Raw genomic sequence first — 19,904 nt, 5'->3', positions numbered from 1 at the left:
GGGATCTCGTCCGCGACCGCGGTGACCGGCCTCAGCTCGGTTTGAAGAGCGGCACCAGCACCTCGTCCACGATCGCGACGACCAGTTCGTCGGGGATGGGCGGCCCCTCGAAGAGGAAGTGGTGGCGCAGCAGCGCGTGACCGGCGTCGAGGCGGCGCGGGGTGACGATGGCCGGGTCGACCTCACCCCGCTCGACGGCCCGGCCCACGACCTCCTCCATCAGCTTCCTCGCGGTCCCCTGAGAGTTCTTCCGCAAGGTGCCCAGCGGCGACTCGCCGCGCAGGGCCTCGCCGAGCAGCCCGCGCAGCGCCTCGCCCGCCGGCCCCGACAGCGCCTTGGCGGTGAGCCTGAGCACGGCCACGAGGTCGTCGCGCAGGTCGCCCGTGCTGGGCGCGGAGCCCGGGGAGGGCAGCGAGCTGTAGACCGCCTCCATCACCAGCTCGATGCGGGTCGGCCAGCGCCGGTAGAGCGAGGCCTTGCTCGCCCTGGCCCGCTCGGCGACGCGCTCCATGGTCAGCCCCGCGTAGCCGACCTCGGCCAGCTCGTCGAGCGTCGCCTGGTGGATGGCGGCGTTGAGCGCCTCGCCCCGGCGGCGCGGCAGCTTGCGATGATCGGTCACCATGGCAGTTTAGGAAGTCCGGGTGACCTGGCCGGTGTCGCCGTTGACGGTGACGATCTGGCCGTCCTCCAGCACCGCGGTGGCCCGTCCCGTGCCCATGACCGCCGGGATGCCGTACTCCCTGGCCACGATCGCGGCGTGCGAGGCCGCGCCTCCGGCGTCCACCACCACGGCCGCCGCCCGCTGGAACAGCGGCGTCCACGACGGGTTGGTGTACGGGCAGACGAGCACGTCGCCGCTCTCCAGCTTGGCGAACTCGGCCGGCTCCCTGATCACCTTCACCGGCCCGCTCACCACGCCGCCGCTGGCCGGCGCTCCGGACACCAGCGCGTCGCCCGTCTCCTGGACGGGGTAGACCGCGCCCGGGTCGAGGAGCCGCACGCCGGACAGCTCCTCGCGCCTGGCCGCCCGCGCCCTGACCGTGTCGCGCAGCCGCTCCCGGTGCTGGGGGCGCATCGCGGTCACGTCCGCGATCGACTCCAGCTCCTCCAGCCGCAGGTGGAAGACGTCCTCCGGCCGCTCCAGCACGTCCACGCCGCACAGGCGGCGGCCCAGCTCCAGCAGCGACCTGCGCACGACGGGCTGCGGCATCATGAAGTAGAAGTGGCTGTCCTCCCGGAACGCGACGCCCGCGCGGGCCGCCGCCACCCGCCGCCGCAGCCTGGCACGGCCCCTGGCCCGCAGCCGCGGGTGGCCGAGCAGGCGCTCCAGCGCGTCGTCCTCCTCCTTCTTCCCGGACGGGCCGCCGGCCAGCACCTTGATCAGGTCGAGCACGGTCTCGGGGGCGTCCTCCCAGGTGGGCGTGGTGACGAGGATCGGGCTGGAGGTCTCGCGGTGACCGTACTCCGCCAGGAACGCCCGCAGCGCCTCCTCGAACTCGGCGGGCCTCGGCTCCCCGTCGAGCGCGCCCGTGCGCTCGGCCACCTCCGCCAGCCGCTGCAGCGCGTCATTGGCGTCGGCGGTGCGGGTACGCGCCCCGTGCAGCAGGTCGCCGAAGAAGTCGCCGAGCCCGCGCAGCCGGAGCGCGACCTTCAGCCGCACCAGCGCCAGCCCGGTGCCGGGCAGGTAGTCCAGGCGCAGGTCGGCCATCGGGCTCACCAGGGCCAGCGCCTTCCTCGGCAGCCGGACGAGCTCCGGCCACGCCATGGCCGCCAGGTCACGCCCGGCCAGCTCCTTGACCTCCGCCAGGTAGGCGCGGAAGCGCGGGTCGTCGGTCCAGCGCGCCGGGTCGTACCTCCTGGCCTTGGACAGCACGGTGAACGGCGCGGCCAGCATCGCGAAGGAGGGGCGCGGCGACGGCGGCACGATCCGGTAGACGACGCCGTCCTCCTCGCGCAGGAACCCCTCGAACAGGCCGCGCACGCCGAAGCCGGCGGTCACCCTGCCCATCAGCCCCACCGGACCGTACGGGATCCAGGTCGTCACGTCGATCGGATAGGGGCGTACCGGGAGGTATTCGAGCAGCATGCCGCAGAGGCGGCGCTGGATCGGGTTGAGCTCGCCCACCGGGGGCGGCGGGAGCGCGGTCATGGGGCGGGCCTGGAGCAACTGCACGCGGCCGCCCGCGTACGCCCACTCGATGTCCTGGGGACGCCCGAAGTGCGCGGCGACCTCCTTCCCGAGCAGCGCCAGCTCCTTCACCGCCCGGTCGGGCAGGCGCTCCGGTGTCCCGGTGCCGCTCTCGTGGGTGACGCCACCGCCCGCCGTACTCCGGATGACCACCTCGCGGCGGCCCGGCGCGAACTCGACTCCCTTGTCGGAGATCACGTAGTGGTCGGGCGTGACCAGCCCGGACACGACCGCCTCCCCCAGTCCGCTGCTGGCGTCCACGACGATCTGCCCCCGGTCGCCGGTGACGGGATTCGCCGTGAACATGACGCCCGCCAGGTCCGCCTCGACCATGCTCTGCACGACCACCGCGATCCGCACCTCGGAGTCGTCGATGCCGAGCCGGGCGCGGTAGGCGACGGCGCGGTCGGTCCAGAGCGAGCCCCAGCAGCGGCGGACGGCGTCGAGCACGGCCTGCTCGCCGACGATGTTCAGGTACGTGTCCTGCTGGCCCGCGAACGCGGCCCCCGGCAGGTCCTCGGCGGTGGCGCTGGACCGCACGGCCACCGGCCCGCCGCCGAGCTCGGCGTACGCGGCGGCGATGGCCTCCCGCAGCTCGCCGGGCAGCTCGACCTGCTCGAAGTACGCCCGCGTGCCGTGCCCCTCGGCGACCAGGCCGTAGGCGTCGGTGGTGACGACGAAGCCGCCAGGGACGGGCCAGCCCTTCCTGGCGAGCTCGCCCAGGTTGGCGCCCTTGCCTCCGGCGAGGGGCAGGTCGTCCCGGCCGAAGGCGGTGAGTGGTGCGACGAGTTTCATGCTCTCTCCTCGGCGTAGGCGGTGGTGCGAAGGGGGCGCGCCGGCATCGCCAGCGCGAGGAAGAACGCCACGGCCAGCAGCGGCGCCATGGCGGCGAAGACCGGCGGGACGCCTTCGGCGAAGGCGGTGCGCATGCTCTCCGGGACGGCGGACGGCTCGGTGGCGGAGATGCCCGTCCTGAGGGTGATCAGCGCACCCACCAGCGCCACCCCCGCCGACGCGCCGATCTGGCGCAGGAAGGTCACCGCCGAGGTGGCGGCGCCCAGATCGGCGTACTCCACGGCGTTCTGCGCGGCCAGCACCATGGTCTGCATGACGAGCCCGACCCCGAGCCCGGTCAGCAGCATGGCCCCGGCCAGCGCCACCGCGTCGCCGCCCGCCAGGCCGATCAGCCCGAGACCCGCCCCCGCCACGGCCGTGCCCGCGACGGGGTACGGCTTGTAGCGGCCGGTCCTCGTGATCAGCCGCCCGGACACGACGGTCGTGGTGAGCACGCCACCCATGAGCGCCGTCACCAGCAGCCCCGCCTGGGTCGCGCTGGAGCCCAGGGCGATCTGCAGGTAGGCGGGCATGTACGTGACCGTCCCGAACAACGCGAACCCGATGAGCAGGCTGATCGACACGGGCACCGCGAACGCCCGGTCGCGGAAGAGCCGCAGCGGCAGGATCGGATCTCTGGCGCGGCGCGCGCTGACCAGCCACGCCACCGCGCCCACCGCCGCCATGGCGAGGTAGGCGGGGTTTCCGGTCTGGCCCACCATGACCACCCCGACGACGGCGACGGCCAGCGTCACGGCCCCCGCGACGTCCAGCGGCGCCCGCGTGCGCGGCTTCGGCAGCCGCAGGGTGAGGCTCAGGACGACCAGCGCCACCAGGCCCAGCGGCGGGTAGATGGCGAAGATCCACCGCCAGCTGAGCTGGTCGATGAAGAACCCGCCGACCAGCGGCCCGCCCACGGCTGCGACGACGTACATGGCGCCGATGAGCCCCAGGTAGCGCCCCCGCTCGCGCGGGCTCACGACCTCGCCGATGACCGCCTGCGCCCCGATCATCAACCCGCCGCCGCCCATGCCCTGCACCGCCCGGAAGGCGATGAACTGCGGCATCGACGTGGCGACCGCGCACAGCACGGCCCCGGTCACGAAGATCACGATGGCGGCCTGCATGGTGGGCTTGCGGCCGTACCGGTCGCCCAGCTTGCCGTAGACGGGCATGACGACGGTGGCGGCCACGAGGTAGGCGGTGACGACGCCGGGCATCTGGTCGAGCCCGCCCAGGCTGCCCGCCACGGCCGGCAGGGCGGGCGCCATGATCGTCTGATCGAGCGCGCCCAACAGCATCGCCAGCATCAGGCCGGACAGCACGAAACCCATGGTGACTGCTCCTTAGAGAACGAGTCGTTCTCTAAGGAGCATAGAATTCATCCAGAAGAAACGCAACGTTCTCTATGAGGAAACCCCCTCTTCCCGAACCATCACGGCCCGAGCCGTCCTGGTGGGCTTGGCCTGCCTAGTCGTGGGTGCGCGTGTCGGCTGCTTGGTGGTGGGCTGGGCCGGAGCTTCGGTACGCGCCGGCGTGCGGGTCCTTCTCGGCTCACTCCGCGGGATGACGCTCCTGCTCGGAACCGGCCCGGCCGGCGTGGACCGCTCGGTCGCGTCCGAATCGGGCGTGCCATCCACCCCGCCTGCCCCGCCCCGCCCCGCCTGCTCCTCATCACCATCGGCTGGGCAGAAGTAGTGGCCAGATCCCCTGACGAACACGCAGAGTACATCTAGCCTTATCTCAACGTCACAATGGACGGCCAGCCGACCGCCGATGCGTCAGCTGGTGTCCGGCTGTCCTTGTGTGGAGCGGAAGGCGGATCGAGGTGGCAGACGATCGTGATGAGTGGCTACGGCAGCTACGGCATCGGATAGCTCTTCGCCGCGAGGAAGAACAACGCGCTCGTGAAGCTGCGAAGGTCGTCACAGAGCAGGAACGTGAACGTCTGCGTTGCTATCAGGAACGCCAGCAGTCTGCGGCAGCACGGATGTCGGCCGAGCTCATCCAGTACATCCAACAACTGGACCACGTCTTACTAGCGGCACTTGGCGTGCGCCCCTTCTCCTTCGATCAGATGCGGCCGACCAGCCTCCCACCATCATTCAAGCCCGAGCCTCACCTGAACGCCCCAATACCGGCCATGGACCGCTACGAGCAGGTTCTGACCGAAGCTCGCACACTCTACAAAAGAACCTCCAACAGTCATCAGCAGTGGCTGGACGAGCTGAATGTCGCTCACAGCGCCTACGACCGCCAGGCGGCCGAGCAAAGGAAGAGGATCGCTGAAGTCAACGCCCGGCTCGATCAGATGCGTGCGGACTTCAATGCCGGTCGCCCCGCAGCGTTGAGATGGTTCGCATTTATGGTGTTGGAACGATCGAAATATCCGACGGGCTTCCCCAAGACCTTCCAGGTGGCGTATCGCCCCGAGAACCGCGACCTGGTCGTCGAGTTCGAACTACCGCCGCAAGGCATCGTGCCGGAGGTGCGCGCGTACAGGTACGTCAAGAGCCGAGACGCCATCGAACCCCTTCGGCGGTCGCAGAAGGAAGTGAAGCAGCGATACACCAAGCTGATCGCCCGCGTCGCGCTCCGTACCCTGCACGAGATCTTCACCTCGACGCCTCGCGGACTCGTCGAAGCGATCGTGTTCAACGGCCGCGTCAGAACCATCGACCAGGTGACAGGCAAGGAGGTCCGCCCGCACCTGCTGAGCGTGGGGGCCGAGCGGGCCAAGTTCGAAACCCTCGACCTCACCAATAGCAGTCCCGTCCCATGTCTGAAGCGACTCAACGCCCTCGTGTCGCCGAACCCGTACGACCTCGAAGCCGTCGAGCCGTTCATCACCTTCGACCCGAAGCGGTTCGACTTCTCCGATGACATGGACGTCGCATCGGGGCTCGACTCGCGCCGAAGTCTCCCCAAGCTCTCGCCCACCGAGTTCGAGCACCTCATCCGAGAGTTGTTCGTGGCCATGGGCGCCGAGACATGGACGGCCCTCCCGCCGAAAGACGGCGGAGTCGAGGCGGTGGCGACGAGCGACAACCTCTTCTTCGGAGGCGTCTGCCTCATCCAGGCGAAGCAATCGTCAGGACCGGTCGATCTCGAAGCCGTTTCGGCTCTCGCCGCCGCCATGACCGATCACAACGCCACCACCGGCGTTCTGGTCGCCACCTCATGGTTCGACCGGGCCGGCGAGCTATTCGCCCGGCGCAACAAAATCACGCTCATCAACGGGGCCGAGCTCAAACACCTCTTCAAAGAACACCTGGACATCGACGTTGTCCCGGGAACCGCGCCTCCGACGCAGGTGAGGCCTTCCGGCAATCGGCAGTCCGGGCGGCCGGGCCCAGTTGCCTAGCGCGTCGGCCCGCCCAAGAGTGAGATCGCATAGAGAAAGATTGACACCTTCAGATTTCCTCCCAAGACCTCATCCGGACCTTCAGCAGAATCGCGTCCGCCGGCCCATCCGCGCACTGTTGCAGGAGCGGATGGGCCAGGGAGAGATAGGACGGCAAGGGCGGGACCCTGGCAGAGTTCGCCGTCGGCATCGCGACCACCTGGCGCTACATCCGCCAGGCGGTCGCCGCCCTACTCGACCTCCACCACAGCAATGGGGAGACCCGGCCGCGTAGTCCGCCCGCAGTTGCACTCCTCGCCTCCGCCGACCCCCGACGCCCGGGATCTTCCCGTCCGCGACGGTGTACTCGTCGGCCACCTGTTTCATTCTCATCGGGGAGAAATCCATCGATCACAGCCAATTCTCGCCCGACAATACCGCCAGAAGATCACATCTCTACCGACGCATAACGCCCCCTCCTCACCATGCTTTTGCTTTGTTGGAGCAACACCCCTGCACCAACCGGTCATACAACCCATTTTCGAAGAAAACTCGAAGGCGCCATACCTTTCAGCGAGTTTGAGCTTGTTCCGTTGACGTGATGTTGATTACCGTGTGGAGGCTGTGGGATTCCGCTCCTGACCTCGCTTCTAGGGGATCAATCTTGGCCAACCTCGATCGCAAGGCGATGCAGGCCGTGGTGCAGCGGATCCAGCGGTTGTCCGACGAGCACTGGTGGGCGCTCGATCCGTCCTGCCGCCTGATGGAGGGCGACGCGTGGGTGGGGCCTGCGGGTGCCAAGTTCGACGCGCAGGTCCATGCCGATCAGCGGGAGCTGCGCGAGATGCTCGCCCAAGCCGTCCACAGCGCGAACCAGAAGCTGGCCTCGCTCCCGGACGCCCCATGACGGACTTCACAGGGGTCAAACCGGTCGAGTTCGACACGATGACGAGCAAGCACACGGAGGCCGCCGGGCGGCTGGAGGAGCTGGCCCGGACGCTGCACGGCGAGTTGCGGAGCGCCGGGCTCGACACCTCTCCGGCGGCACGGCTGCGACAGCTGGCCGGACGCGTCACCACACAGGCCGAGGACCTGCGGCGACGCCAGAACCTCGTCCACGAGCTGCAGCGCCAGAAGGTCACCTTCGGCCGGAGCACGCCCGCCGGCAGCTTCGTGGAGATGCCTGACGGGCCGGAGGCGGCGAAGGGCCTGCTGGACGGGACGCTCGCGGGCCGCGCCGCGCTGAGCGCCGCGAACGGGGAGGCCAAGGCGCTGGCCGAACTGGAGAAGTACGCGGCGCGGACGGGAGATGCGGAGTTCGTCAAGGCGTTCCTTGGCACGCTGAGCACCGCCGGTGTGACCCGCCTACCCGGCTCACTCGCCGCACAACTCCGCGATGCCAGGGCCCACGGAGACACGGACCGGGCGGCCCAGCTCGCCGCCTCGGGCCAGAAGGTCCTCCGCATGCTGAGCGCGGCCCTGGCTCGCGGTACGGACCCGAAGAACGCCGCGTACAGGGGGGCCGATTTCCTCAAGGACCTGGTGGAACAGGGTCGGGCCCAGCACCAGGCCGGTGATGTCACCTACTCGGGCTACCAGGCCCAGGCGCTCATCTGGCGAGCCCACGACGGGAAGCCGCCGTACTCGAAAGAGTTCATGGAGGTCGTCGGACGAGACGTGATCGTCCACGAGTACGAGCAGCGCAAGGACGAGTGGGCGGCGAGCAGGGACCCACTGGGACAAATCTTCGCCGGCGCCCAGGTCCCCATCGCCGACCTGGCCGGCGCCCTCGGCCTCGGCACCCTCCTCAGACCGGGCACCCAGATGGGCGCCGCGGGCGCGAAAGGCGGATCGTCGGTGGTGGACGACCTGTTCCACGCGGCGAAGTCCAGCCGCGAGGCCGCCCACGCCCTGCTCGACCACACTCCGGCGGGGTGGAACGAGTCCGTGCTCGACCATCTGCTGACGACCCGCTGGGACGCCACCCGCTATCTGGGCGACTACACGCCGTTCAACGACCTGCTGGTGACCGCGACGACCGGCCAGGACGACACTTCCCGAAGGCTGGCCTCGGAGATGACCAAAATTCTCGCCGACCAGGTGCGCGGCGCCTTCGGCAAGGGCGACAGCGGCAACCTGGAGATCAAGGACCGCGCCGCCTTCGACCGCTACACGCCGCTGAGTTACCCTCTGGCCCGCGCGATCGCCGCCAACATCGACCAGCTCTCCCGGCTGCTCCTCGACCATGCGAGCTTCGGGCACGTCGCGGCCGAGGACATGTCGTACGCGCTGGCGCTGGCCACCTCCAATGACGCCGGTTTCGAAGCGCTGGTGGCGGCGCAGACCGAACACATGCGAGCGGCGCTCGACACCGTGCCTCCGGTCGGGCTCAACACCTCCAACGCCGAGCGACTCGGCTTCACGAAGGCCGATGTCAAGGAGTTCGACTTCGACGGCGACGGGCGAGTGGACAAGGCGGATATCAAGCAGTTCCTGACGGACCGCACTGTGGCGGAGGCACGCCCCTTCAGCCACCTCGTGGAAATCCGTCGTCAGGTGCTGATCGCCCAAGGGTTGGATGACAAGAAGGCGGACGAGGCACTGAAGACCATGGTGCGCGAAGCGATCGGCCTGCTTCCGGTGCCGGGAGCCAAGCAGGTGGGCGAATTGGCCACTGGGGCCTTCGGCAAGCTGGCGACCACGGGGTACGACAAGCTCACTGGAGCCGCGTATGACGAGGTCGCGCGAAAGGTCGCACAGCAGATGTCCCACCATGGGCGGAGCCTGGACGAGACGTACCGAACGGTGGCTGACAATCGGCTGGCAGTGGAACGACTGGCAGAGCAGATGCTGGCCACAGCCATGCTCAACAAGGGTCTACTTGATGATATCGAAGTGATCGATCGGACATTTACCACTGGAACCTCCCCCACGATCAAGCCTTTCACCGAGATGAGCCCGCAGGACTACAGCCAGTTCCTTGAATGGGTTCGAAAGAAGGGCGGAGGTCGTGATCTGATCGATCGTTTCAGTGGGACCTTCCGTCGGACCAGCGAGGTGGACGACTACCTGAACCTCCAGATTCCGTCCACCCACGGAGGCGGCCAATGAGGCATTCTCGTCTACCCGTCGTTCTGGGGACTTTTATGTTGCTCACCACTGCCTGCACTTCGGGGAACAGGATGGCCTCCGCACCTGCACCGGCCCTTCAACCCGTCACTGATTCCGCACCATACATCTGTAAGCTCGTTCCTACGCAGGCTTTTCGCTTGGTGACCGGCGTAACCGGTCCCCTCGTCGAGAAAACGAGCGGCAATCAGAACAGCGGCGAATGCTGGGCCCCTGACGCATCTCCACGGCCACTCGAAGTGGGCTGGCTACAGGTGGACGACCGCACAAGCCAGGAACATCTGGACTTTCTTATGGATGACAGACGCGACCTTTACAGTAGGCATGGTGGTATCACTCTCTCTAATGATCTCGGTGACGGCATGGCCGCTTACCTCCCGAATACTCCGTTTTCCGACCAACCATACCAGGTGAGCGCAAAATTCCGTTGCGGCGACAAAGAGCGACTTATCGACATTTTCTTGGCCAAGATCGCCAAGGGCAGAGAGGCGATGAAGGATCTGGCCGAACTTATGCGTATCGCCCAAAAACGCTACAGCAAGCTGTACAACTGCACCCTGGACGCATAAGAACCAGAGCCCCCTGGCCGAAGGGTTCGGGTGCTGCCGGCCTCACAGCACCCGCCCATCCACCTGGTAGTCCTGGGAAACGCTTTGGCATCGGTGCCGCCGGGTCAGAGCGTGCTCCACGCAGTCGAGCACGCGCACCCGGATGCCGATCCTCCTCAATGGCGCCGACGGGGCCTGCGGAGGGGCCGGTGGCCGCGATCTCGCGGATCTCTCCGCCGAGCCGGGCGTCGGCACCGATGCGGTCCTTGGTCGTGGTGGGTCTGGTGCGGGGTTTCCGCATCGCACGTCCACGGCGGGGCCAGCCAGAACTGTAGCTTCAGCAGGGTGAAACTGATGAGGTCCGGCGTGAATTCTTCGTAGCCAAGAGCCTTGCGGTGGATTCTGACCTGCCAGACGGTGTCGCGCTGACCAAGGTTGAACTCTGCTCCGTAATACGCTTCGCCTGGATGGCAGTCGTTCAGTGCGAAAACAAGTCCGGAGGTCAGGCGCACGCTTCCGGACCAGGTCCTGTCCCAGCAATCCAGCGGCGGAGGCGGCTTGTCCCATAGTTCGTATTTGACGAGGCATCTCTCGGATTGACCCTCGTTGATCCGGATTCCATTGTCGCCGGTACGGATCCATTCGTCTTTCTTGATGGCGATGTAACGGAGGTCCCATTCGGCCTCGACGTCGGCAATTCCGATCAGATATTTTGAGATCTCTCGCTTGTCAAGGAGTTCGACGACGATGCTTGCCATGATTTCCTGGCCTTCCTATGTCGCCAGAGACGAGAAAAGGGACGAACAGGAACCGATCGCGCAGCCCGCGACTTGGGTTGATTCTTGCATATGCAGGACTGCGACCGTACGTTTTCCAGCATCGATGACTCAGGACCCGCTCGGCAGACTTAGTCGAATCAGCGCATTTCCGACATAGAAATGCCATATCCGGTCGACTGCGCCAAAACAAATCGACCGCGCCTCTCACAAAAGGTCGAGAGAGCGCGGTCGAGACTAAGAAAAAGTGTCAGTGGGAGGCGCGGTTCACCGCCGAGATGATGGCCTTGAGGGAGGCCGTCGTCGCGTTGGCGTCGATCCCGACGCCCCACAGCACCTGCCCGTCCACCTCGCACTCCAGGTAGGACGCCGCCTTGGCGTCGGTGCCGGCGCTCATCGCGTGTTCCACGTAGTCGAGCACGCGCACCCGGATGCCGACCCCCGCCAGGGCGTCGATGAAGGCTGAGATGGGGCCGTTGCCGGTGCCCGCGATCTCGCGGATCTCCCCGTCGAGCCGGACGTCGGCGCCGATGCGGTCCTTGTCGTCCACGGTGGACTCGTGGCGGTGGGCCATGAGGCTGAGGCGGCCCCAGCGGTTGGCCGGGTTGGGGAGGTATTCGTCCCGGAAGATGTCGTACATCGTGGCCGGGCTGATCTCGCCGCCCTCGCTGTCGGTGCGGGCCTGCACCACCTTGGAGAACTCGATCTGCAGCCGCCGCGGCAGGTCGAGTTGGTGGTCGGCCTTCATGATGTAGGCGACGCCGCCCTTGCCCGACTGGCTGTTGACGCGGATGACCGCCTCGTAGGTGCGGCCGATGTCCTTCGGGTCGATCGGGAGGTACGGGACCGCCCAGGTGAAGGAGTCGACCGGCACGCCCGCCGCGGCCGCGTCGCGCTCCAGGTGTTCGAAGCCCTTCTTGATGGCGTCCTGGTGGGAGCCGGAGAAGGCGGTGTAGACCAGCTCGCCGCCCCACGGGTGGCGCGGGTGCACGGGCAGCTGGTTGCAGTATTCGGTGACGCGGCGGATCTCGTCGATGTCACTGAAGTCGATCTCGGGGTCGATGCCCTGGGAGAACAGGTTCATCCCCAGGGTGACGAGGCAGACGTTGCCGGTGCGCTCGCCGTTGCCGAACAGGCAGCCCTCGATGCGGTCGGCGCCCGCCATGTAACCCAGCTCGGCGGCGGCCACGGCGCTGCCGCGGTCGTTGTGCGGGTGCAGGGACAGCACGATCGAGTCGCGGTGCTTGAGGTGGCGGTGCATCCACTCGATCTGGTCGGCGTAGACGTTGGGGGTGGCCATCTCGACGGTGGCGGGCAGGTTGATGATGACCTTGCGGTCGGGCGTGGGCTGCCACACGTCGTTGACCGCGTCGCACACCTCGACGGCGTATTCGAGCTCGGTGCCGGTGAACGACTCGGGAGAGTACTGGAAGCGGACGTCGACGTCGGTCGCGTCGGCGAGCTTCTTGACGAGTTTGGCGCCCTCGACGGCGATGGCGGTGATGCCGTCCTTGTCGAGGCCGAACACGACGCGGCGCTGGAGGGTGGAGGTCGAGTTGTACAGGTGGACGATGGCCTGCTTGGCGCCCTCGATGGCCTCGAAGGTGCGCTCGATCAGCTCGGGACGGGCCTGGGTCAGCACCTGGATGACCACGTCGTCGGGGACGCGGCCCTCTTCGATGATCTGCCGGATGAAGTCGAAGTCGGTCTGGGAGGCGGCCGGGAAGCCGACCTCGATCTCCTTGTAGCCCATGCGTACGAGCAGCTCGAACATCTGGAGCTTGCGGTGCGGGTCCATCGGGTCGATCAGGGCCTGGTTGCCGTCGCGCAGGTCGACCGCGCACCAGCGGGGCGCCTTGGTGATGACCTGGTCGGGCCACGTGCGGTCGGTCAGACGCACGGGCTGATAAGGCTGATAACGATGGATCGGCATGGGACTGGGCTGCTGGGCGGTCATGTCTGGTGGCTCCTCGTCGGTCGGGAAGAAAGCGGCCGACGCGCATGACTGGCTCCGCGGCGAGGGAGCCGGCCTCAGTGGCCCCCGCCGCGGCAGCTAAGAAGCAGCCCACGCAGCATGTCTTGCACGCTACCAGACGTCTCGGCATGCGCCATTCATGATCTCAGATTCTGAGAACGTGTCGAGAACGCCGTAGCGGTTAGAGTCTTCGGCATGCGGGACGACGAGATTCTCACCAAAATCAGTGCTCTGGTCGACGAGGAGCACGAGCTGCGCGGCCGGCTGGGCAAGGGCGAGGTGACCACGGACGAGGAGCACGAGCGCATCAAGCAGCTGGAGACCGCGCTCGACCAGTGCTGGGACCTGCTCAGGCAGCGCCGGGCGCGGCGCAGCGCGGGCGAGGACCCCGACTACGCGGCCCCGCGCCCGGTCGACGAGGTCGAGGGCTACCGGCAATAAAGAGGCAGCAAAGAGGCGGTAAAGAGGTCGAGGGCTGCCGGCGGTAAATTCGCTCGCCCCGGCCCGTCGCGTGCGCTTTGCTGGGCTCATGCTGATCCAGCCCATCGATCTCGACCGGCCGGGAGACCTCGTCACGCGCCTGCACGACGCCTACGTGGCGGCGTGCGCCGACGATCCGGGGCCCATGGTCCCGCTCGCCCGCTTCCGCCACCAGGTCGCGACGCACTCGCCGGGCGAGCGGGTCGAGGCGTGGGCGCTCGTCGAGGACGGCGTGGTCACCGGCGGCTACGGGCTGTCGCTCCCCCAGCTCGACAACACCCGTCTCGGAAACCTCTTCCCTCTCGTGGTACGTCCGGAGCGGCGCGGCCGGGGGCTCGGCTCGGCGCTGCTCGAGCACGCGCTTGACCGGTTGCGCCACCACGGCAGGAGCCTGCTCCTCACCGAGACGCCCACCACCGGCGTGGGCGCCCGTTTCGCCCGCGCCCGCGGCCTGACGGTCTCCCTGACGGAGGCCCGCCGCACGCTGGACCTCCGTACGGCCGACTGGGACAAGCTCGCACGCATGCTCCCCGCCGTCGAGGGCTACCACCTGGAGCGTTGGACGGGACCGGCGGGCCCCGAGCTGATCCCCGACCTCGCGGCGCTGATGAACGGCATGAACGACGCCCCGCGCGACGTCGACGTCGAGGACGTCGACTTCAGCCTCGACCGCATCCGCCACTACGAGGAGGCCGTCCCGGACCGTGGCTTCACGTGCTACACGATGATCGCCCGCCGCGACTCCGACGGCGCTCCCGCTGGATACACCCGCGTCTATCTCGAAGCCGACCGCTCCGACGGCTGGGGCCACCAGGCCGACACGGCCGTGCTGGGCGAGCACCGGGGCCACCGCCTTGGTCTCCTGCTCAAGGTCGCCAACCTGCTCTGGCTGCGCGAGCACGAGCCCCACCTGGAGCGGATCATCACCTGGAACGCCACCTCCAACGCCCACATGCTGGCCATCAACGAGGCCATGGGCTTCCAGCTCTTCGACGAGTGGAACGAGTGGCGGCTGACGCTGTAAGCCGTCCGGTAGGCCGTCCGCCGGTGGCGGGCTAACCTGGAGCTCTATGACCTTGGAGGCGTTGAGGGACGCGGATCCGCGCACGGTGGGGCCTTACGCGCTCCTGGGTCGGCTCGGCCAGGGCGGCATGGGCGTCGTCTACCTGGGCCGGGCCCCGGACGGGACACGGGTGGCGGTCAAGGTCATCCATGCCAGAATGGCCGCGCAGGCGGACTTCCGGCGCCGCTTCGCCCGCGAGGTCGCCGCCGCCAAGCGGGTGGCCCGCTTCTGCACCGCGCCCGTCCTCGACGCCGACGTCGAGGGGGAGGTGGCCTACCTCGTCACCGAGTACGTCGAGGGGCCGAGCCTGGGCGCCGCCATCCGCGAGTCCGGGCCGCTGAAGGGCTCGGCGCTGGACGGCCTGGCCGCCGCGATGGCCATGGCCCTGCGCGCCATCCACGCCGCCGGCGTCGTGCACAGCGACCTCAAGCCGTCGAACGTGCTGCTCTCCCAGGTCGGGCCCAAGGTCATCGACTTCGGCGTCGCCCAGGTGCTGGACGCGGAGACCACCAGCGCGGTCGTGGGCACTCCGGCGTACATGTCGCCCGAGCAGGTGTCGGGCGCTCCCCTGGGGCCCGCCTCCGACATCTTCTCGTGGGGATGTACGGTCGCGTACGCGGCGAGCGGCGTCCCGCCCTTCGGCACGGGCTCGATGCCGACGGTGCTCCTGCGCATCGTGAACGATCCCCCTGACCTGCGCGGCCTGCCGGACCCGCTGCGCGAGCTCGTGACAGCCGCCCTGTCCAAGGATCCCTCGGAGCGGCCCACGGCCCAGGAGCTGATGGACCGCCTCAGCGCCTCCTCCCACACCGGCTCCGTCTCGGTGGAGCACAGCACGCCGCACGCCGCGGACACCGGGACGGGGACCAGGGCGAGGATGATCGCGTGGGCGGAGGGGAGGCGGCGACGGCTCACGGCGGCCGGCGCGGCCGTGGTCGTGGCGGCCGTGGGCGGCTCGACGGCCGTCGCGTGGCACAACGCGCAAACGTCCGCGACGGCGACAGCCTCCAGGACGACGACCTCATCGACGGCGACGGCCTCCGGCGGGCAGGGCAGCACGACCGCGGCCACGGGAGGCGGGCACCACAACCCCCTGAGATCCGAGGGCCGCGTCACGTTCTACGCCCCCGCGGAGGGGGCCGCCGCCCGCCAGGCCGGCCTCTGGGAGAAGGACCGCCCCGAGGACGCCGCGCTCATGCGCAAGCTGGCCGCCGTCCCCCACGCCATCCGCCTCGGCGAGCCCGAGGTCAGGCCCAAGATCGCCGCCACCCTCACCGCCGCGCGCCAGGCGGGCGGCGTGCCGGTGTTCCTGGTCAACCGCCTGCCCGGCAGCGACTGCCGGCCGAGGACGTCCGCCGCCATGGACGCGTACCAGGAGTGGATCAAGGGCATCGCCGGCGCCATCGGCCAGGCCGGGGCGGTGGTGATCCTGGAGCCCGGCGCGCTGGTCAAGGTGCCGGGCGCGGCGAACTGCGACCCGCGCGGCTCCGCCGACCAGCGGTACGCGGACCTGCGCCAGGCCGTACGCACCCTCGAGTCGAACCCGAACACGGCCGTCTACCTCGACGGCAGCCACAACTACTGGCCCGGCACCGAGATCATGGCGCAGCGCCTGATCAAGTCCGGCGTCCACGAGGCCGACGGCTTCTTCGTCAACACGGCCGGCTACCAGCCCACCGACAAGAACGTGGAGTACGGCAGGGCGCTGTCGGCCTGCATCAGCGTCCAGCGGGCCACCGGGGGGCAGGACTGCCCGACGGACGCGAAGGTGGACCCGGCCACGATGCCGCACTTCGTCGTCGACACCGCCAGGAACGGGCAGGGCGCGTGGCAGCCGGACAAGAAGTACCCCGACCCGCAGACGTGGTGCAACCCGCCCGGCAGGGGCGTCGGGGACCGGCCCACGACCGACACGGGCGAGGAACTGGCCGACGCCTACCTGTGGATCACGCGGGCGGGCTCGTCCAACGGCCGGTGCCGGCGCGGCACCGACGGCGAGAAGGATCCCGTGCGCGGCATCGTGCTGCCGGAGGCCGGCGAGTGGTGGCCGGCCCAGGCGCTGGAGCGGGCCAGGAACGCCAACCCGCCGCTCTAGCTTTCCCAAAGGCCGGAGACGCCGACCCGCCGCCGATGGTTTCCCGCATGTTAAGCGCACGTTAGATCTCGGCCCGCCGCCCTTGTCCGGACACCCTTCCGCGGAGAGGCTCTGGCCTGCACCTACTCCCCCCAGGCTCCTCGCAGGAGGTCTTCGTGAGCAAGGCTCGCATGCCGTGGAAGGCAGTGATCGGCGGCTCGATCGGCAACATGGTCGAGTGGTACGACTGGTTCGTCTACAGCAGTTTCGCCATCTATTTCGCCGGTTCCTTCTTCCCCGAGGGGGACGACACCGCCAAGCTGCTCAACACCGCGGCCATTTTCGCCGTCGGCTTCTTCATGCGCCCGCTCGGCGGCTGGCTGCTCGGCCGGTACGCCGACAGGAAGGGCCGCAAGTCGGCGCTGACGCTGACCGTCACGCTCATGTCGGCCAGCGCGCTGCTGATCGCCGTAGCGCCGACGTACGACTCAGTCGGCTACATAGGCGCCGTGGTGCTGGTGGTGGCGCGCCTGTTGCAGGGCCTGTCGGTGGGCGGCGAGTACGCGGCCAGCGCCACCTACCTCACCGAGGCCACCCCGCGCGGCCGGCGCGGCTTCGCGTCGAGCTTCCAGTACGTCTCCATGACCGCCGGCCAGCTCGTCGGCCTCCTGCTGCAGATCATCCTGCAGAACACGATGTCGCAGGAGGCGCTCGACTCCTACGGCTGGCGGGTGCCGTTCGTGGTGGGCGCGGTGGCCGCCGCGGTCGTGTTCTACCTGCGTCGCAGCCTGCTGGAGACGGAGGCGTACGACGAGGAGGAGCGCGAGGTCACGCCGCACGACCGCGGCACGATCAAGGAGCTGCTCGCCCACAAGAAGGAGGCGCTGCTGGTCATCGCCCTGACCATGGGCGGCACGGTCGCGTACTACACCTACACCACCTACCTCACCAAGTACCTGTCCAACAGCGCCGGACTGGCGAAGGAGACGGCGACGCTGGTGAGCTTCTGCGCGCTGTTCGTGTTCATGTGCCTGCAGCCGCTGGCCGGCCGCCTGTCGGACCGGATCGGGCGGCGGCCGCTGCTGATCACGTTCGGGATCGGGTCGATGGTGGGCACGGTGCCGTTGATGACGGCTCTGGGCGGCGTGCAGGGCTTCGCCGGGGCTCTGACGCTCGCGCTCATCGGGCTGGTCATCGTCACCGGCTACACCTCGATCAACGCGGTGGTCAAGGCGGAGCTGTTCCCGACGAACGTGCGCGCCCTCGGCGTCGCGCTCCCGTACGCTATCGCGAACGCGCTGTTCGGCGGCACGGCCCAGTACGTGGCGCTGTGGTTCAAGGACAGCGGCATCGAGTCCGGCTTCTTCTGGTACGTCTCCGGATGCGCCGCGGTGTCGCTCGTCGTCTACCTCACGATGCGCGAGACGAGGGACGTGGCGCTCTCGCGGACCGAGCAGGCGTCGGCGGAGGTCCCGGCGCGCGTCTAACCTGGCCACATGCGGGTTCTCCTGGTCGAGGACGACGACCGCCTCGCCTCCGCGCTCACCACGGCACTCGCCCGGCACGGCCACCAGGTCAGCCGGGCGGGCCTGGCCGTCGACGCCCTCCGCCTGGCGGGGGGCGTCGACTTCGTGCTGCTCGACCTGGGCCTGCCCGACATGGACGGGCTCGACGCGCTGCGCCGCCTGCGCCGGGTGTCGGCGGTGCCGCTCATCGTGGTCACGGCCCGTACGGAGGAGCGCGAGGTGCTGCGGGGCCTGCGCTCGGGGGCCGACGACTACCTGGTCAAGCCGTTCCGGACGTTCGAGCTGATGGCCCGCATGGAGGCGGTGGTGCGGCGCGGCACCAGGCCGCGCCCGGCGCGCGACGACGTGGTGAGCGTCGGCGACGTCCGCATCGACCTGGAGTCGCGGCAGGTCACGGTGGCCGGGGAGCCGGTGACGCTGACCAGGCGGGAGTTCGACGTGCTGGCGCTGCTGGCGCGCGAGCCGGGCGTGGTGCGCGGCCGGGAGGAAATCCTCGACGAGGTCTGGGGCGACCCGCTGCTGTCGGCGTCGCGGTCGCTGGACGTGCACGTGGCCAACCTGCGCGCCAAGACGGGCCGTCCCGGGCTGGTGGAGACCCTGCGCGGCACCGGCTACCGGCTGGGCTCGGCGACGTGAACTCCCGCCTGGTGGTCACGTTCACCACGCTGATCGTCTTCCTCATCGCGGCGCTGGCCGTGCCGCTCGGGCTGGCCTACGCCTCCCACCGCACCAACCGGCTGCTCCTCGACCGGCGCGCCGACGCCACCCGCTTCGCCGAGCTGGCCGACCAGGCGGCCAGGGAGGACGACCGCACGGGGCTGGTCGCCGAGATCGGCCGGTACGCCGAGCTCTACGGCGCGGCGGTGCGGGTGCGCGGGCGCAACGGCTCCATGCTGGCCGGTGCCGGCCGGTTCGACGCCGACGACCGGGAGGCGACCCGGCTGGCGCTGGCGGGCCGTACCACCGAGGACCTGCCGACGATCAGCCCGTTCGGCCCGGCCACGGTGCTGCTGGCGGAGCCGGCGGGCCGGGACGCGCAGCTGTCGGGGGTGGTGCTGCTGGAGGCGCCCACCGACCGGGCGAGGCTGGACGTGTCGCTGGTGTGGGGGACGCTGGCGGTCGGCGCGCTGGTGGCACTGGCGTACTCGGCGCTGGTGGCCGGGCGGCTGGCCCGCTGGATCCTGCGGCCCGTCACCGAGCTCGACCGTACGACGCAGGCCATCGCGCAGGGCAGGCTCGACGCGCGAGCGCATCCCGGCGCCGGGCCGTCCGAGCTGCGCCGGCTGGAGGAGCGCTTCAACGCGATGGCCGACGCGGTCTCCGGGGCGATGGAGCGGCAGCGGGCGTTCGTGGCGGACGCCTCGCACGAGCTGCGCACCCCGCTCACCGTGCTCGGGCTGCGGCTGGAGAACCTGGAGCCGCACCTGAAGGGCGAGGGCACCGCCGAGTTCGAGGAGGCGATGGCGGAGCTGGACCGGCTGGCGCTGCTGGTGGACGACCTGCTGGCGCTGGCCGGGGTGGAGGCGGGCGCGGGGGTCGAGGGCAAGGACATCCCGCTCGGGCCGCGGCTCGGGGCCTGGCGGGAGGTGTACGCGGCCAAGGGCGTGCACCTCGTGACCGACATTTCTGAAATGTCGGTCGTGCCGGAGGCGGCGGCCCGGATCGCGGACATCGCGCTCGACAACGCCCAGAAGTTCGTGCCGGCGGGCGGCACCGTGACGGTCACCCTGGACGACGGGGTGCTGCGGGTCTCCGACGACGGGCCGGGGCTGGGCGAGGAGGAGCGCGCGGAGGCGCTGGGGCGCTTCTGGCGCTCCGGCGCCCACGCGAACGTGCCGGGCAGCGGTCTGGGGCTGGCCATCGCCGCCGAGCTGGCCAGGGCCTGCGGGGCCAGGCTGGCGCTGCTGCCGGCCGTACCGCACGGCCTGGTCGTGGAGCTGACCCTGAAGACCCAGCCGTAAGAGATCA

General features: G+C 69.3%; 15 protein-coding genes. 10 read left to right on the top strand and 5 right to left on the bottom strand.

The features are described from left to right. Window positions 1–31: 31 nt before the first annotated feature. From FH608_RS09880 to FH608_RS09870, 3 genes are read right to left on the bottom strand one after another with little or no spacing between them, the layout of a single operon-like run. Window positions 32–622: a TetR/AcrR family transcriptional regulator gene (locus FH608_RS09880; RefSeq protein WP_139630122.1), complete on the bottom strand. Its 591-nt coding sequence runs from the start codon at window positions 620–622 to the stop codon at window positions 32–34. 6 nt (window positions 623–628) lie between these two features. Continuing rightward, window positions 629–2,983, bottom strand: coding sequence for a PEP/pyruvate-binding domain-containing protein (locus FH608_RS09875; protein ID WP_139630121.1), 2,355 nt, complete (start codon window positions 2,981–2,983; stop codon window positions 629–631). Then, on the bottom strand, window positions 2,980–4,356 hold the full coding sequence (locus FH608_RS09870; RefSeq protein WP_139630120.1) for an MFS transporter: 1,377 nt from the start codon (window positions 4,354–4,356) through the stop codon (window positions 2,980–2,982). The genes FH608_RS09875 and FH608_RS09870 overlap by 4 nt, the downstream gene beginning before the upstream one ends. A gap of 494 nt (window positions 4,357–4,850) precedes the next feature. On the opposite strand from FH608_RS09870, the gene FH608_RS52530 reads away from it, so the two are divergent. The 4 genes from FH608_RS52530 to FH608_RS09850 all read left to right on the top strand — a co-directional run bounded on the left by FH608_RS52530 (window position 4,851) and on the right by FH608_RS09850 (window position 10,063). After that, a complete protein-coding gene (locus FH608_RS52530) occupies window positions 4,851–6,386 on the top strand; it encodes a restriction endonuclease (protein ID WP_226899233.1) in 1,536 nt (511 codons plus the stop codon). A gap of 643 nt (window positions 6,387–7,029) precedes the next feature. Continuing rightward, window positions 7,030–7,272 (top strand): hypothetical protein, encoded by a 243-nt coding sequence (locus FH608_RS09860; protein WP_139630119.1) that lies wholly within the window; start codon window positions 7,030–7,032, stop codon window positions 7,270–7,272. 104 nt (window positions 7,273–7,376) lie between these two features. After that, on the top strand, window positions 7,377–9,476 hold the full coding sequence (locus FH608_RS09855) for a hypothetical protein (RefSeq protein WP_139630118.1): 2,100 nt from the start codon (window positions 7,377–7,379) through the stop codon (window positions 9,474–9,476). A 158-nt stretch (window positions 9,477–9,634) separates the two neighbouring features. Then, window positions 9,635–10,063: a hypothetical protein gene (locus tag FH608_RS09850; protein WP_139630117.1), complete on the top strand. Its 429-nt coding sequence runs from the start codon at window positions 9,635–9,637 to the stop codon at window positions 10,061–10,063. 155 nt (window positions 10,064–10,218) lie between these two features. Here the strand turns inward: FH608_RS09850 and FH608_RS09845 are convergent, their stop codons facing one another. Together FH608_RS09845 and leuA are read right to left on the bottom strand one after the other, a co-directional pair. Next, window positions 10,219–10,800 carry a hypothetical protein gene (locus FH608_RS09845; RefSeq protein ID WP_139630116.1) on the bottom strand — a complete coding sequence of 194 codons (582 nt, stop codon included), beginning with the start codon at window positions 10,798–10,800 and terminating at the stop codon, window positions 10,219–10,221. A gap of 268 nt (window positions 10,801–11,068) precedes the next feature. Continuing rightward, the gene (gene leuA, locus FH608_RS09840; RefSeq protein ID WP_139630115.1) at window positions 11,069–12,775 is read right to left on the bottom strand and encodes a 2-isopropylmalate synthase; all 1,707 of its coding nucleotides are present in this window, start codon (window positions 12,773–12,775) and stop codon (window positions 11,069–11,071) included. 213 nt (window positions 12,776–12,988) lie between these two features. Here leuA and FH608_RS09835 point away from each other — a divergent pair, with 213 nt between their 5' ends. The 6 genes from FH608_RS09835 (at window position 12,989) to FH608_RS09810 (ending at window position 19,897) form a co-directional block, all read left to right on the top strand. Continuing rightward, window positions 12,989–13,234 carry a DUF2630 family protein gene (locus FH608_RS09835; protein ID WP_139630114.1) on the top strand — a complete coding sequence of 82 codons (246 nt, stop codon included), beginning with the start codon at window positions 12,989–12,991 and terminating at the stop codon, window positions 13,232–13,234. Window positions 13,235–13,322: 88 nt separating this feature from the next. Continuing rightward, on the top strand, window positions 13,323–14,297 hold the full coding sequence (locus FH608_RS09830; protein ID WP_139630113.1) for a GNAT family N-acetyltransferase: 975 nt from the start codon (window positions 13,323–13,325) through the stop codon (window positions 14,295–14,297). 46 nt (window positions 14,298–14,343) lie between these two features. Next, the gene (locus FH608_RS09825) at window positions 14,344–16,431 is read left to right on the top strand and encodes a glycoside hydrolase family 6 protein (RefSeq protein ID WP_139630112.1); all 2,088 of its coding nucleotides are present in this window, start codon (window positions 14,344–14,346) and stop codon (window positions 16,429–16,431) included. 155 nt (window positions 16,432–16,586) lie between these two features. Further along, window positions 16,587–17,897 (top strand): MFS transporter, encoded by a 1,311-nt coding sequence (locus FH608_RS09820; protein ID WP_226899231.1) that lies wholly within the window; start codon window positions 16,587–16,589, stop codon window positions 17,895–17,897. A gap of 9 nt (window positions 17,898–17,906) precedes the next feature. After that, window positions 17,907–18,572: a response regulator transcription factor gene (locus tag FH608_RS09815; protein ID WP_139630111.1), complete on the top strand. Its 666-nt coding sequence runs from the start codon at window positions 17,907–17,909 to the stop codon at window positions 18,570–18,572. After that, window positions 18,569–19,897, top strand: a complete 1,329-nt coding sequence (locus FH608_RS09810) for a sensor histidine kinase (protein WP_139630110.1) — start codon at window positions 18,569–18,571, stop codon at window positions 19,895–19,897. The genes FH608_RS09815 and FH608_RS09810 overlap by 4 nt, the downstream gene beginning before the upstream one ends. The last annotated feature ends 7 nt before the right edge of the window (window positions 19,898–19,904 follow it).

This window comes from Nonomuraea phyllanthi, assembly GCF_006334985.2.
In the GTDB taxonomy this organism is placed as follows: Bacteria; Actinomycetota; Actinomycetes; order Streptosporangiales; family Streptosporangiaceae; genus Nonomuraea; species Nonomuraea phyllanthi.
The sequence above is the reverse complement of the archived record's forward strand: the minus strand, read 5'-3'. Positions and strand labels throughout refer to the sequence as shown.

What these genes read in the sequence shown, in the direction of transcription:
- FH608_RS09825 (WP_139630112.1), top strand. Translation starts at nt 14,344, where the DNA reads ATGACCTTGGAGGCGTTGAGGGACGCGGATCCGCGCACGGTGGGGCCT.
- FH608_RS09830 (WP_139630113.1), top strand. Translation starts at nt 13,323, where the DNA reads ATGCTGATCCAGCCCATCGATCTCGACCGGCCGGGAGACCTCGTCACG.
- FH608_RS09870 (WP_139630120.1), bottom strand. Translation starts at nt 4,356, where the DNA reads ATGGGTTTCGTGCTGTCCGGCCTGATGCTGGCGATGCTGTTGGGCGCG.
- FH608_RS09880 (WP_139630122.1), bottom strand. Translation starts at nt 622, where the DNA reads ATGGTGACCGATCATCGCAAGCTGCCGCGCCGCCGGGGCGAGGCGCTC.
- FH608_RS09815 (WP_139630111.1), top strand. Translation starts at nt 17,907, where the DNA reads ATGCGGGTTCTCCTGGTCGAGGACGACGACCGCCTCGCCTCCGCGCTC.
- FH608_RS09835 (WP_139630114.1), top strand. Translation starts at nt 12,989, where the DNA reads ATGCGGGACGACGAGATTCTCACCAAAATCAGTGCTCTGGTCGACGAG.
- FH608_RS09875 (WP_139630121.1), bottom strand. Translation starts at nt 2,983, where the DNA reads ATGAAACTCGTCGCACCACTCACCGCCTTCGGCCGGGACGACCTGCCC.
- FH608_RS09845 (WP_139630116.1), bottom strand. Translation starts at nt 10,800, where the DNA reads ATGGCAAGCATCGTCGTCGAACTCCTTGACAAGCGAGAGATCTCAAAA.
- leuA (WP_139630115.1), bottom strand. Translation starts at nt 12,775, where the DNA reads ATGACCGCCCAGCAGCCCAGTCCCATGCCGATCCATCGTTATCAGCCT.